15 protein-coding genes are annotated in these 12,816 nt (G+C 40.2%); 7 read left to right on the top strand and 8 right to left on the bottom strand.

What is annotated here, in order from left to right:
• The first annotated feature begins 183 nt into the window (after positions 1-183).
• The 4 genes from KZP23_RS09660 to KZP23_RS09675 all read left to right on the top strand — a co-directional run bounded on the left by KZP23_RS09660 (position 184) and on the right by KZP23_RS09675 (position 2,772).
• On the top strand, positions 184-942 hold the full coding sequence (locus tag KZP23_RS09660; protein WP_226336035.1) for a hemerythrin domain-containing protein: 759 nt from the start codon (positions 184-186) through the stop codon (positions 940-942).
• A complete protein-coding gene (ruvX, locus tag KZP23_RS09665; RefSeq protein ID WP_226336036.1) occupies positions 943-1,356 on the top strand; it encodes a Holliday junction resolvase RuvX in 414 nt (137 codons plus the stop codon).
• Positions 1,353-1,907: a peptide deformylase gene (gene def / locus KZP23_RS09670; protein WP_226336037.1), complete on the top strand. Its 555-nt coding sequence runs from the start codon at positions 1,353-1,355 to the stop codon at positions 1,905-1,907. The genes ruvX and def overlap by 4 nt, the downstream gene beginning before the upstream one ends.
• Positions 1,908-1,980: 73 nt before the next feature.
• On the top strand, positions 1,981-2,772 hold the full coding sequence (locus tag KZP23_RS09675; protein WP_226336038.1) for an amidohydrolase: 792 nt from the start codon (positions 1,981-1,983) through the stop codon (positions 2,770-2,772).
• A gap of 50 nt (positions 2,773-2,822) precedes the next feature.
• Here the strand turns inward: KZP23_RS09675 and KZP23_RS09680 are convergent, their stop codons facing one another.
• Positions 2,823-4,940: an FG-GAP-like repeat-containing protein gene (locus KZP23_RS09680; protein ID WP_226336039.1), complete on the bottom strand. Its 2,118-nt coding sequence runs from the start codon at positions 4,938-4,940 to the stop codon at positions 2,823-2,825.
• A gap of 164 nt (positions 4,941-5,104) precedes the next feature.
• On the opposite strand from KZP23_RS09680, the gene KZP23_RS09685 reads away from it, so the two are divergent.
• The 3 genes from KZP23_RS09685 (at position 5,105) to KZP23_RS09695 (ending at position 7,297) form a co-directional block, all read left to right on the top strand.
• A complete protein-coding gene (locus KZP23_RS09685) occupies positions 5,105-6,400 on the top strand; it encodes a UDP-N-acetylmuramoyl-tripeptide--D-alanyl-D-alanine ligase (protein ID WP_226336507.1) in 1,296 nt (431 codons plus the stop codon).
• 165 nt (positions 6,401-6,565) lie between these two features.
• Entirely contained in the window at positions 6,566-7,081 is a 516-nt protein-coding gene (locus tag KZP23_RS09690) for a DUF2975 domain-containing protein (protein ID WP_226336040.1), read from the top strand.
• A gap of 3 nt (positions 7,082-7,084) precedes the next feature.
• A complete protein-coding gene (locus KZP23_RS09695) occupies positions 7,085-7,297 on the top strand; it encodes a helix-turn-helix domain-containing protein (protein ID WP_226336041.1) in 213 nt (70 codons plus the stop codon).
• Positions 7,298-7,382: 85 nt separating this feature from the next.
• Here the strand turns inward: KZP23_RS09695 and KZP23_RS09700 are convergent, their stop codons facing one another.
• The 7 genes from KZP23_RS09700 to KZP23_RS09730 form a co-directional block, all read right to left on the bottom strand.
• A complete protein-coding gene (locus tag KZP23_RS09700; protein ID WP_226336042.1) occupies positions 7,383-8,570 on the bottom strand; it encodes a molybdopterin molybdotransferase MoeA in 1,188 nt (395 codons plus the stop codon).
• A 295-nt stretch (positions 8,571-8,865) separates the two neighbouring features.
• Positions 8,866-9,963, bottom strand: coding sequence for a HesA/MoeB/ThiF family protein (locus tag KZP23_RS09705; protein ID WP_226336043.1), 1,098 nt, complete (start codon positions 9,961-9,963; stop codon positions 8,866-8,868).
• Between the two features lie 5 nt (positions 9,964-9,968).
• On the bottom strand, positions 9,969-10,562 hold the full coding sequence (gene mobA, locus KZP23_RS09710; RefSeq protein WP_226336044.1) for a molybdenum cofactor guanylyltransferase: 594 nt from the start codon (positions 10,560-10,562) through the stop codon (positions 9,969-9,971).
• Positions 10,546-11,028: a cyclic pyranopterin monophosphate synthase MoaC gene (moaC, locus tag KZP23_RS09715; protein WP_226336045.1), complete on the bottom strand. Its 483-nt coding sequence runs from the start codon at positions 11,026-11,028 to the stop codon at positions 10,546-10,548. Before moaC ends, mobA begins: the two co-directional genes overlap by 17 nt.
• Positions 11,025-12,008 (bottom strand): GTP 3',8-cyclase MoaA, encoded by a 984-nt coding sequence (moaA, locus tag KZP23_RS09720; RefSeq protein WP_226336046.1) that lies wholly within the window; start codon positions 12,006-12,008, stop codon positions 11,025-11,027. The genes moaC and moaA overlap by 4 nt, the downstream gene beginning before the upstream one ends.
• Positions 12,009-12,017: 9 nt before the next feature.
• Entirely contained in the window at positions 12,018-12,434 is a 417-nt protein-coding gene (locus KZP23_RS09725; protein WP_226336047.1) for a molybdenum cofactor biosynthesis protein MoaE, read from the bottom strand.
• Positions 12,435-12,445: 11 nt separating this feature from the next.
• A complete protein-coding gene (locus tag KZP23_RS09730; protein WP_226336048.1) occupies positions 12,446-12,745 on the bottom strand; it encodes a MoaD/ThiS family protein in 300 nt (99 codons plus the stop codon).
• Positions 12,746-12,816 lie beyond the last annotated feature (71 nt).

Genomic DNA, 12,816 nt, shown 5'->3' on the forward strand with positions numbered 1-12,816 from the left:
TTCTTCGCTCACGATAAATCCTCAGTTTATTTGATTTTGGTATATTTCTTATTTAAAGATAATCTTCAAATATACAATTTAACATGATTTTAAACTATTTCGTTTAAACTATCGGAATAAAATCAATTTAGGTAATTAAAAGGCATCATAATTACCTGAAAAAATTTTACTTTTGTCGATACCATGCCTCACATTTCTCATATAAAGAAACGTTCTATAGGAGACTTAGTTCAGGAGAATTATGTCTTTGCAGGAGTACTGCATTATTTTGGGATTAGTTTTTATAATTACGAAAAACAATCCTTGGAGGATGTGTGTCTGGCTTTTAAAATAAATCCCCGGCAGTTGATCAATGAATTAGAAGCCTGGGCATGGAGAAAAGAACCTAGCAGGGAGGAACTGTATTTAAGACCTATTGAGGTCTTGGTGGAATACTTGAAGAACAAGCATCATTATTTTTTGAGACATGAGCTGCCTTTCCTCTCCAATATTATCAGTGGAGTTAACCTCAAAGGGGAGTATGTGGCATTATTGGCTGATCTTCGCTTGATGTTTCCTCTCTTTGTGGATGACTTTATCCATCATATTCATGAGGAAGAAAACACTTTGTTCAATAGGATCAAGACTTTGCAGGAGGTTGAAAGTAACCATTACCGATTGGAGGAGTCTTTGAAGGTGCTTCAGATGCCGTCCATAGCGGGATTGGCTGAAGAACATGAGGCACATGATGATGAGATGCAAGGGATTCGAAAACTGACAAAAGGTTATAAACTTGCCGAAAATGCACCTACAGCTATCAAGGTATTGTACCATGAATTACAAAATTTTGAAAAGGAGCTGATTATCCATGCTACCATTGAAAATGAATTATTATTTCCCAAAGCTGTTGAATTAGAAAAAGAAGTGAAGAGGAATATTCTAAAAAAAATAAAGTCAAATTAGATGGGAAGGGTATTAGCGATAGATTTGGGAACAAAAAGAACTGGAATAGCCGTTACAGACATATTGAAGATCACCGCGAATCCGTTGGAAACAATCAGGACAATGGACCTGGATAAATTTCTGAAGGATTACGTACAAAAGGAAGATGTGGAGGCAATAGTCGTAGGTCATCCAAAATCAATGGATGGCACAGATACACAGATGACACAGCCTGCGATCAGGCTGAAAGACAAGTTGTCCAAGGCTTATCCAGATAAGAAAGTGATTTTGGTAGATGAACGGTTTACCTCCAAGATGGCCATGCAAAGTATGATCGCCATGGGCAGTAAAAAGAAGGACAGAAAAGAAAAATCAGGCAACCTGGACAAAATCAGTGCTGCCATTATATTACAAACCTATTTAGATCAAATATGATATATCCGATTGTAGCTTACGGAAATCCGATATTAAAGAAAGAAGCAGAGGAAATTAACGAGGGAGAAGATATCAGTGCACTGATCTCGGATATGTATGATACCATGGATCATGCCAGCGGGGTAGGCTTGGCTGCACCACAAATCAATAGAGGTATTCGTCTTTTTGTTATTGACAGTACTTTAATGTTGGATGAGGAAAGCGAAGAAAAAGGGATCAGAAGGGCTTTTATCAATCCAATTATTCTTGATGAATATGGAGATGATTATGGTTTTGAAGAAGGCTGTTTGAGTATTCCCGATGTGAGGGCAGAAGTCATTCGTCCGGAGAAATTGACCATTGAGTATTTTGATGAAAACTGGAACCTAAAGGAAGAAGAGTTTTCAGGTATGACCGCGAGGGTGATCCAACATGAGTACGACCATTTGGAAGGAATACTTTTTGTGGATTATATCAAAGGCATTAAAAAAAGAATGGTCAAAAGTAAGTTGATTGATGTCAGCAAAGGAAAGATTCCTACAGATTATAGGATGATCTATCCAGTAAAATAGTATTCATAAAATCTTTAAATCAAAAGTTGACCAGGAGCCTATCCGGTCAACTTTTTTGTTAAAAGGAATATCCATGCAAAACCTCAAAGTAGCACTTGTACAAACTGACCTTTATTGGCAAGACAGAGCAGCTAATTTGGCCATGTTAGAAGAGAAAATCTGGCCTTTGCAAGGAAAGGTGGATTTGATCGTTTTGCCTGAGATGTTTCCAACTGGATTTTCAATGGAGGCGGAGAAACTGGCCGAGCCTATGAATTTTACCACTACCAAATGGCTGAAACAAATGGCAGCCCAAAGCAAAGCGGTGGTAACCGGCAGTGTGATCGTTAAGGAAGGCAAGGAGTTTTTTAACCGACTACTTTGGGTTACCCCTGAAGGAGAAGTATTGCATTATGATAAGCGTCATCTGTTCAGAATGGCCAATGAGGATGATCATTACAGTATGGGAAAGGGTAATCAGGTCTTTGAGTTGAAAGGCTGGAAAATTCTGCCTCAAGTATGTTATGATTTGCGTTTTCCGGTATGGTCCAGAAATATCTCCGATGGTGAGGGGAATATGGATTATGATATGGTGTTTTATATTGCTTCTTGGCCTGCAGCAAGGGAAAGTGCTTGGGATATATTGTTAAAAGCCCGAGCCGTTGAAAACCTTTGTTATTCCATAGGTGTGAACAGGGTCGGTGAAGATGGAAATGGCATTACCTATTCGGGGCATTCCGCAGCCTATGATTTCAAGGGCGGAACATTGGCCTTTTCGGAAAAGGTAGAAGAAGAATTGATCGTGGAGTTGGATGCAGAAAGACTTATGGAGTATAGACAAAAATTCCCTGCCTGGAAGGATGCCGATCATTTCAAAATGTTGTGAAATCAAATAGCAAGGGAAGATTTGATAAACTTATAACATCAATTATCTTTTTATCTGACAATTAGTTTCTTCGTCATTCTTTTCCCTTTGTTACTTATAAAATCCAAGAGATAAAGTCCGCTTGGAAAGGAACTGAGGTCTATGGTTTGTAGGGTGTTGGCTTTTAGGTTAAAACTTTCCATCAAAATTTGTCCCATGGAACTTATTAGCCTAGCTTCTCCTGCTTGACTAGCGATCAATTCAACAGGACCGATTGTGGGGTTGGGATAGATTTTTAATAAAAGCTGTCCTTCTTCTGGAGGATTGGTGTTTGTAGAAATATCCTTTAATAAACGTAGTCCTCCTGCTCTATTTCCCAATAATAAATCCACTTTATTCCCAAAAGTTTGGGGAATGGTGCTGATCCAAGTATTCCTGCTGAATCTTGTTTCCTGAATGCTGCCATCAGGTATTTTTAGTAATTGTGTATTAAGAGCACTGTTAAGCTGGTTGAAGCCAGGTATGAAAGCCAATACCCCGCTCTGGTCAATGGCGTACAGGTCCAGTTGGCCATTGTTATTACTGACCTTTACGATCAAATTCCTACTTGCAGGACTGTCAGCAAAACCCAAATAATTGCTATCCAACAATTCGAATTGGGGAGAGTTCTCAAATGTGACTTTGTAGCGCTGCAACTCTCCAGTTTGCTTGGCCAGCAACATATAATCCTCACCTTGGTGTTGGTAAAACTCAAAATGATCATTAGGACGAAGAGTAGTGTTGGGAATGCTGATTTCTTGTAGGTTTTGGACGTTTTGACTGTTTGAATAATATAGTTTTCTTACCAGAAGGAAGTCTTTTATTTCAGTGCCTGAAATAAAAAGGTGATTATCCTGCTCAGTGTTGGTATATTCCAAATACTGCAAATCATTCAATCCCAATTGCGATAAACCCAGATAATCGGTCTCAATTAATTTCAGGGTTTCATTTGACAAATCATAAAGGAAGGCTTGTCCTGTCGCCTCACCATTCTTGATCGTATTGGCAGTTAAGATAAGTGCTCCAGAGCTGGCATTTCCCCTAAAGAAAGGTCTGGTATTTTCTCCTAAATCCAACATGTCCTCCTGCAAAAAGGCTTTGCTGATGGGGGAAAGGTTTTGGTCCAATAAATAAAGGCTTTGAGAGAAATCAATTCCTGCTGTTAAGGTAGTCTCAGAACTGTTGGTGCTGACCAAAAGCTGATCATCCAAAATTTGGGGAATGTGGAATATGGGGAATTGAGGAAAGTTTCCTTTTCCGGGCAAATTGGTGCTGAAGCTATTGAAAATGGGATCAGTATTACTGCCTTCATTTTCCAAATAATAAAGCGTATTGCATTCATCCTGCCCCATCATCATATCCACGATGCCATCTCCATTGAAATCTTTCAATAAAATGGAATGCCCGCCAGAATGCTCAATGGCGCTATTTTCATCGCCAGGGATTTTTCTGGAAATTGGGTCGCCATCACAGGTTTGACCGAAGGCAAAACTACCACATCCACAAAACTCGAAATTCCCCCAGCGTATCTCTGGCGCAGCGAAGGCATCAATATCGCTGTTTCCTGTTCTTTCAATGCTGGTGTTTTTATAATATTCCAGATAATCTCCAGCAGCATAGTTGAAAATTACAATGTCCAAATCCCCATCTCCATCCAAATCTTGGATAGCGGGAATATCAAGGTTGTTGGCTTGGAAATTGGAACCATTTTCGAGTTTCAAATAGGTTTCCGCTACTTCCCATTCAGGATTGGTTTTGCCGTCTGTTGTGATGTTTTTATATGCTTTGATGCCAAAGGCTGTGCTGGTAAACAGGTCTTTTTTTCCATCCCCGTCATAATCTGCCAAGACCATGAAGCCACTTATGTCCTTTGGAAAAAAATAAGGCATATAGGGAAGCTCTTTGTACTGTCCATTGGTGTTTTGGAATACCTTGATTGATCTGGAATTGATATCCCAAATGACCAGTTCCTCTTTCCCATCTCCATTGGTGTCCATGCTTTGAACCTGAGCGGCATTGATTCCTCCTGCAAATGGCATGGGTAAAATTTCTCCATTTTGTTGGATGGATATTTCTGAAAATTGATAGGCCTTTTGGGCATAGCTGGAGTAGAACGAAAATATCAAAAAGAAGGGAAACAGGTATCTCATGTTCACAAAGATGAAGAAACTTTATTTTTCATTTAAAATTAAACGAACAATCTTGCCCAAAGATGTGAGGGAATCATTTATTTTGAAAGAAAGTTTAGCCGGTATGCTTTAAGACATTTCGGATGGAAACTTTTGAAGAAAAAATAAAAACTGCCAATTCATCTATGTCAGCGATAACAGCACTTTACCGAGCATATAATAAATCCACTGGAGTAAGTACAGATACCAGAAAGATAGAGGAAGGAAACCTGTTTTTTGCTTTAAAGGGGCCGAATTTTAATGCCAATAATTTGGCAGGTAAAGCATTGGAAGCAGGGGCTTCTGCGGTAGTAATTGATGAAAGACAATACAAGGTAGAAGGGGATGAGCGCTATTTTTTGGTGGATGATGTACTTCAGACGTTGCAACATCTAGCTCATTACCATAGAAAACAACTGGATATTCCATTTCTCGCCATCACAGGATCAAATGGTAAAACCACCACCAAAGAATTGGTCAATGCGGTGTTGAGCAAAAAGTATAAAACCTATGCAACTGTAGGGAACTTGAACAATCATATAGGGGTGCCCTTGACTTTATTGGCCATGGATGAAAATACTGAGCTGGGAATAGTTGAAATGGGCGCCAATAAAATAGGAGATATTGCTGAACTCTGTGAGATAGCAGCGCCGACCCATGGTTTGATTACCAATATAGGCCGTGCCCATCTGGAAGGGTTTGGGGGATTTGAGGGAGTTTTAAGAGCAAAGACGGAGCTTTACCAGTATTTGATCGGTCATCAAGGACAAATTTTTGTAAATAGTCAAAATCCTGTTTTGGCGAATATGATCAAAAGAATGGATCATCCAGTGACCTACCCGGCAAAAGGAGATCATTATCATTGTGAATTAGTAGAGGCCAATCCTTTTGTAAGATTCAAAACGGATGATGGAAATGAACACCTGACCAAAATGTTGGGAGCGTATAATTTTGAAAATATTGCTACCGCTTTGACAGTGGGGACTTATTTCGGTGTAGAAGAGAAAACAGCTCTGGAGGCAGTTTGTGGATATACACCAGGCAATATGCGTTCCCAGTTGATAGAAAAGAGAAGCAACCTGATTGTGTTGGATGCCTATAATGCCAATCCCAGTAGTATGGAGCAGGCCATTAGGACTTTTGGAAAGATGAGCGGGAAGTCCCATAAGATGGTGATTTTGGGCGATATGTATGAACTGGGAGAAAGTGCCGCCGAAGAACATCAAAAGCTAGGGGACTGGGTGAGTGAATATGATATTGAAAAGGTTTGTTTTACAGGAGAACTAGTGCAGCATGCTCTTACCAAAGCCCCTAGGGCACTTTATTTTCCAGATCCTTTTAGCTTGAGAAATTGGCTGGCAGATTCCCAACTGGAAGATCATTTGATCCTGATCAAGGGTAGTAGGGGCATGAGGTTGGAAGGTTTAGTGGACTTTATTTAAAGGAAGGTGTTTCCCATGCTAATCAAAAGCTGAGTTTACTTCGCGAATTTCTGGAAGAAGCCTTTTGCTGTGGATAGGATTATAGAGGTGGTAGAAGTGGGTTTCGGAGAGTTTATTGTTGTATTGCGATTATTTTTTATTGTTTTTCAATAAATTTAATTAGATTTGCTTTATAACTTCAAACTATTTTCAATGACGGCTTTAAGTTCAAATCTAATAAAAAGAGGCCCGACCTTATTTTTAAAGGGAACGGTAATTCTCATAGGCATTGCAGCAACGGGTTTATGTGGCGCGCTCATATATCTTTTATTGGTATCTGACGATATTGGCGCATTTAAGCCTGTAATTCTCGGGATGATTTTGACAGCCATCCCTTTTTTCTTGGGGCTCTTTCAGGCTTTTCAGCTGTTGAATTATATAGACAGTAATATTGCTTTTTCAGATCTATCTGTGAAGGCACTGAAAAAAATAAAGATGTATTCTTTTATGATAAGTGGTTTCTATCTGATGGCTATGCCTTATATATATTATATCGCAGAGAGAGATGATGCGCCAGGAGGGATTCTTATGGGAGTGATTTTGGTCATTGCGCCAGCTATTATAGCTGTTTTTGCAGCTACTTTACAAGAGCTCCTCAAGAACGCGATTGAGCTTAAATCTGAAAATGATCTAACTGTATAAGCTATGGCAATAATTGTAAATTTAGATGTCGTAATGGCCAAGCGAAAAATATCTTTGAATGATTTGTCAGAGAAAGTGGGCGTCACCGTCTCTAATCTTTCCATACTTAAGACAGGAAAGGCCAAAGCCATTAGATTTAGTACATTGGAAGCAGTATGTAAAGCTTTGGATTGCCAACCTTGTGATATTTTGGAATATGTGGAGGATAGTCAGTGATAAAAACGAAGTCTTTTCGGATGTTTGGGCAATATCAGGGATTGGATTTTATTCTATACAGGTTATAATTCTAAGGATTGTTGCTCTATTGTATTGCTATAAACTGAAATTTCTCCCCTTTTTGATAGGAGTCCTCTCTTTGAGGCAAAAGCAAGAAGCCGTCAGTTTGGGCAAGGCTGAATAAATCACCAGAGCCATTATGGTTAAGAGGCAGCACTTTTCCGTTTGTTGGAGATAGGCGCACAGAGATGAATTTTGCTAGGTGAGGGCTGCCAGGTATTTCTTCTCCAAGCTCCTTGATTTCAAAGGCCCAAGCTTTTCCTAATGAGGAATGAAGCCATTGCTTGAAATAAAACAAGTGGTTGACATAGGTGGAAACAGGGTTGCCCGGATAAGCAAATATTTTTGTGTTATAGTCCTTGTGAACTCCAAACCAGAAAGGCTTTCCGGGCCTTTGTGCAATGCGGTGAAATAGTTTTTGTACACCCAATTCGTTCAGGATTTCCGGAATATGATCAAATTTTCCCTTGGAAACACCGCCACTCAGTAGTAAAATATCGAAGTCCCTGACCAATTGACCCAGTTTTATCCTTAAAGCGTCCTTGTCGTCAATGATATGGTGCATTTCTGCCGTGATACCTTCCTGCTTAAGTGATGCCCAAAGTGAGTATACATTGGATTTTCTGATTTGATGAGGGAGAGGGGGTTGGTCTACATCTACCAATTCATCCCCTGTTGAGATAATGGCCGCTGAAGGTAATTTGGCTACGTTTATCTTTGCCTTTCCTACAGTTGACAAAATACCCAGGTCTGCAACATTTATTTTCTTGCCCTTTTCGAGGACCTTCTCTCCTTTTTTGGAGTCGCTTGCTTGATAGTGGATAAAACGTTTGCTTACTTTTTCAATATGAACATGGGCTTTTCCATCTTTGATTTCTATTTCCTCATAAGGGATAATGGTATCTGCATTAATGGGTAAGATGGCTCCTGTCATGACCTCCAAGCAATGGGATGTATCTGCTAGGGTCATTTGTGGAGCACCGGCCGCTTGTGTCCCTTGAATGGTATAATTGGTGGATAAAGGTTCATGGAGATCAGGTAAACTGATGGCGATGCCGTCCATCATCACCCTGTCAAAAGGAGGCGCATCACGATCCGCGAAGATGTCTTCGGCTAAAAACCTCCCAACAGCTTCAGTCAAGAGAACCTCTTCGATTCCATAAGATTGTTTTTGGCTAAGAACTAAGTCAAGGGCTTCCTGGATAGTGATCATGATTAATATGAAATTCTTTCGAGTTTAATTTTTTCAGAAGGATATTAAATATCCTTAGTAATATAAAGCCTTAATTACAAATCAAGCCTAGCGTAGGCTGTCTTAAAATTTGTCATGCAGACGATAGGAAGCTTCTCTTCTATCAATTTAATTCTGCTAATAGAAATGCTTCGTTTGTAAGTATGACATGAACATCGATTTTTTTTAAGACAGCCTCTAGCGTAATCGTAATAAGAGGATAAATCCCGAGCAGTAAAATTTTTCTCCCAACTTGCCGCTTCTAACCTCTATCTTCTTACTTTACTCCTCCAACTTCTACCTTCGAACTTCTCACTGCATTCATCCCGCCCTGTACATTGAAAATATTGGCTGTGGGGAAGAGTTCTTTTAGCATTAGAGCTGCCTGCTGGCTCCTTTTTCCTGATTGACAAATAATGATAAGTTCCTTTACCGACCTGAGCTCTTCTGTTTTTTTATTTATTTCCTGAAGGGGGATATTGATAGCCTGTACCAAACGATCCTGGTCAAATTCTGCATTGCTGCGTACATCTATCAATCGGAATGATGTTCCGGCATTTATTTTTTCTAATAAATCTTCAGGACTTAATTCATGATAATCCATACTGCTGGCACAAACATCCTGACGATAATCGTTTTTTAATTTATTAATGGCCTTGTTTTCAGCTTTGCAAGGCACGCCTATTTTCAAATGATTTTGTCCAAGTGTGTCCACGATCATTAGTTTTCCTGATAGTGGTTCACCGATTCCTGTGATCACCTTAATGGCCTCCAATGCCTGATAAGTGCCAATAAGTCCCGGTAAAATGCCCAAAACCCCATTTTCATCGCAGTTAGGTATGAGTTGATTGTGGCTAGACTCAGGGAAGAGGCAGCGGTAAGTAGGGCCATCTTGATAATTCAACACAGATACTTGTCCTTCAAAATCGTGAATGGCGCCATAAATAAATGGCCTGCCTAAAATCACACAGGCATCATTCACAAGGTATCGGGTGCCGAAATTGTCAGATGCATCCAGGACCACATCATAATCAGCGATGGTGTCCAATGCATTTCCAGGATCAATATATTTTGCAATATTAATGAGTTTGGTTTCAGGATTTTGTTCCTGTAGCCAGGAAATAAGGGTGTCGGTTTTGGCTTTTCCTATGTCCTTTGGACGAAAAAGGGTTTGTCGGGCAAGATTGCTTTCTTCGATAAGGTCTTGATCCACGATGCCAATAGTGCCTACGCCCACACCATTGAGGTACTGGGCTGCAGGTGTGCCCAATCCACCAGCACCGATGATCAGGACTTTTGACTTGGCCAGTTTATCTTGGGCTTCTTTGCCGAAACCTTTGAGCTTAATATGTTTTTGATACCTTGAACTAGGCATAGGGATTATTGGTCTATTCTGGATTTGGCCAATTCATAGTCTTCTGGATAGTTGGCATTGAATAGTTCCAGGTCCTTTTCTGGATAGATCAATGCGGTATCACTATTGATTAGGAATTTTCTTGGACAGCTTTTTCCTGATTCCAAGATGAATTTTTCAGCTTCTTTCAGCCCCTTTGGTTCCCAAATACCTATCAATGGTTCTGGGAGCTGAGATTCATGTGTAGCATAGACCGTGGCCATTTTTTTGGGTTGACGTTGTTTGATCAAGGATCGTAGTGTACTTTCATGTATGTGGGGCAGGTCTACGGCAACTACCAGCCAGGCTTTGTCAGGATAAGCATGGTGGGCAGAGAGAATGCCATTAAGAGGGCCTTTGTAGTGGTTTTCGTCAAGTATATAGCTTAACCCCGATTGGGTAATGTTTTCTTGGTCGGCTCTGCAGCTTATATAGGTTTTTGGACACAATTCTCTTAAAGTATGGTACAAGTAGGTCCGGTGGTTAGTGCGGTAATATTGCAATTCGCCTTTGTCATGGCCCATTCGGCTGCTTTTTCCTCCTGCCAATACCAGTCCGTAGAGATTATCTGTTGAAATCATTTTTTCCTCCTTGTTTTGCCATTAATTTGGTTTCACTGATGATAATATCATGGCTGAGGGCCTTGCACATATCATATATGGTCAAAGCTGCCATGCTGGCTGCTGTCAAGGCTTCCATTTCCACACCTGTCTTGCCTTCGCACTTTACACTTGCTTGGATGGTCAGCTGATTCTCTTCAGGAGTAATGTCTATATGGATTTTACTCAATGCCAAAGGGTGACAGAGAGGAATCAGGTCGGAAGTTTTCTTGGCTGCCATGGTGCCCGCAATGATGGCGGTTTGGATAATGCTACCCTTTTTGCCCAAGAAATTATCAGCACTTAAACTATTGAATACATTTTCTGGGAATTTAACGCTGGACTGGGCAGTGGCAGTGCGTTGGGTAATGTTTTTGTCAGATACATCTACCATTTTTGCATTGCCTTCTTTGTCCACATGGGACAATTGGGTATTCTTATTTTTCATCCTCCGATTAGTGTCATGGATTTTTTGGTGACGGACTGTTTTTCGGCTTCAAATCCATCCTTATGACGAGTTTGCAAAGCAGTGTATATGCTAAATTTCAATCCGCTTACATTTATATAATTTCTCAACAGTGATTTGAGATCAATGGTTTCTGTTGCGTAAAGACAAGTTTGCATTTCTCCCTTTGCCGAAACCCGCACACGGTTACATGTGCCGCAAAATGTTCTGGAATAACTGGGGATAATACCGAATGAGCCCTTTGCCCCCTTGATCTTGTAGTTGAGTGAGGTGGAACTAGGTGCTGCAGGTAATTTCTCTACTTCACCAAAATGTTTTTTGATATGTTCTATAATGGCAATATAGTCCCATTTGAGTACATTTTTGCCTTTGGATTGGCCATTGAAGGGCATTTCTTCCAAGAATCTTACTGTGATAGGATGTTCCTGGACAAAATTGATAAAAGGTATGATATCCGCTGTGTTTTTGCCGTTCATGACCACACAGTTCAGCTTGATATTGAAACCTTGTTCTACCATCATTAAGATATTGGCCATGACGGTATCATATTGGTCACGCCTGGTGATATGGTTAAACCGGTCTTTGTCCAAACTGTCAAAACTTACATTGATGGTGGTGATGCCTAGCGCTTTTAGTTGGGTGATATGAGGGCCTATCAGTGTGGCATTGGTCGTGATGGATATTTCATCTAGTCCTTGTAATTGGCTTATTCTTTCTAAAAAATCCATTAGTCCCTTACGGACAAATGGTTCACCACCTGTAATCCTGATTTTGTTTATGCCCATATCCACAAAAGCTTCGGCCATGATGAACATCTCCTCCCAGCTGAGCAACTCATGCTTGTGGGCAAACTGGACTCCTTCCTCGGGCATACAATATTGACACCGCAGATTACAGTTATCTGTGACAGATAGTCTCAGGTAATTTATTTTTCTTCCGTGATTGTCAATTATAGATGGCATAAAATTCTTTTATGGATGGGCATTTATCCAAGTACTGTGATCTCGGTAAGTTTCTTTTTTCCAAATGGGGACCACTTCTTTCAAGCGATCAATTAGGTGCCTTGAGGCCTGAAATGAGGCATCTCGATGAACTGAGGAGGTCCCTATAAAAACGACTGGATCAGTGATTTCTTTTTCGCCTATAGCATGAATAATTACAATTTTATTCAAAGGCCATTTTTTTGCGGCGTCTTCAGCTAGCTCTTCCATCTTTAATATGGCCATCTTTTCATAGGCTTCAAAGAAGAGGTGATTGACTTCCTTACTGTTGTTGAGATCCCTTACCGTCCCAATGAAAGTGCAGATTCCTCCACTTTTGGGGTCTACTAGCATTTGGTAAGCCTCTGCAATATTGATTTCAGATGTAATGGCGATATGACTTTCCATGGTGTATTTCTTTATCCACCACTTACTGGTGGAATCAGGGCAACTTCATCGTGCTTATTGATTACAGTTTCTTCACTTGCGTAGAATAGATTGACCGATATGGCGAGAGAAGGAAGGTTGATCAAATCTGGATATTTTTGATAAAGCAGGTCCTTGAAATCCTTTACTTTGACAAAGGTTTCTTCCATCGGGAAATCTATCATGGCTGCCCCTGTAATGTCCTTGGCAACTCCAAATGCATGTACTTTCATAACGATTTTAATTACTTCAAGTGAATGGTGTTCAGTTCTTTGTGTAAGGTTACTGATCATTTTTAGCAAGGTACTAAATAATTTGATAAATACGTAAAAATACGTACAAAATTAAGTGGGTTTAGGGCCTG

This window comes from Echinicola marina (genome assembly GCF_020463795.1).
Taxonomy (GTDB): domain Bacteria; phylum Bacteroidota; class Bacteroidia; order Cytophagales; family Cyclobacteriaceae; genus Echinicola; species Echinicola marina.

Bases quoted from the DNA above. Each gene is read 5' to 3' on its own strand.
- moaC (WP_226336045.1), bottom strand. From the start codon at position 11,028: ATGAAAAATAAGAATACCCAATTGTCCCATGTGGACAAAGAAGGCAAT.
- moaA (WP_226336046.1), bottom strand. From the start codon at position 12,008: ATGCCATCTATAATTGACAATCACGGAAGAAAAATAAATTACCTGAGA.
- KZP23_RS09700 (WP_226336042.1), bottom strand. From the start codon at position 8,570: ATGATCACTATCCAGGAAGCCCTTGACTTAGTTCTTAGCCAAAAACAA.
- KZP23_RS09705 (WP_226336043.1), bottom strand. From the start codon at position 9,963: ATGCCTAGTTCAAGGTATCAAAAACATATTAAGCTCAAAGGTTTCGGC.
- KZP23_RS09685 (WP_226336507.1), top strand. From the start codon at position 5,105: ATGTCAGCGATAACAGCACTTTACCGAGCATATAATAAATCCACTGGA.
- KZP23_RS09725 (WP_226336047.1), bottom strand. From the start codon at position 12,434: ATGGAAAGTCATATCGCCATTACATCTGAAATCAATATTGCAGAGGCT.
- ruvX (WP_226336036.1), top strand. From the start codon at position 943: ATGGGAAGGGTATTAGCGATAGATTTGGGAACAAAAAGAACTGGAATA.
- KZP23_RS09675 (WP_226336038.1), top strand. From the start codon at position 1,981: ATGCAAAACCTCAAAGTAGCACTTGTACAAACTGACCTTTATTGGCAA.
- KZP23_RS09660 (WP_226336035.1), top strand. From the start codon at position 184: ATGCCTCACATTTCTCATATAAAGAAACGTTCTATAGGAGACTTAGTT.
- KZP23_RS09730 (WP_226336048.1), bottom strand. From the start codon at position 12,745: ATGATCAGTAACCTTACACAAAGAACTGAACACCATTCACTTGAAGTA.
- KZP23_RS09680 (WP_226336039.1), bottom strand. From the start codon at position 4,940: ATGAGATACCTGTTTCCCTTCTTTTTGATATTTTCGTTCTACTCCAGC.
- mobA (WP_226336044.1), bottom strand. From the start codon at position 10,562: ATGATTTCAACAGATAATCTCTACGGACTGGTATTGGCAGGAGGAAAA.
- KZP23_RS09695 (WP_226336041.1), top strand. From the start codon at position 7,085: ATGGCAATAATTGTAAATTTAGATGTCGTAATGGCCAAGCGAAAAATA.
- def (WP_226336037.1), top strand. From the start codon at position 1,353: ATGATATATCCGATTGTAGCTTACGGAAATCCGATATTAAAGAAAGAA.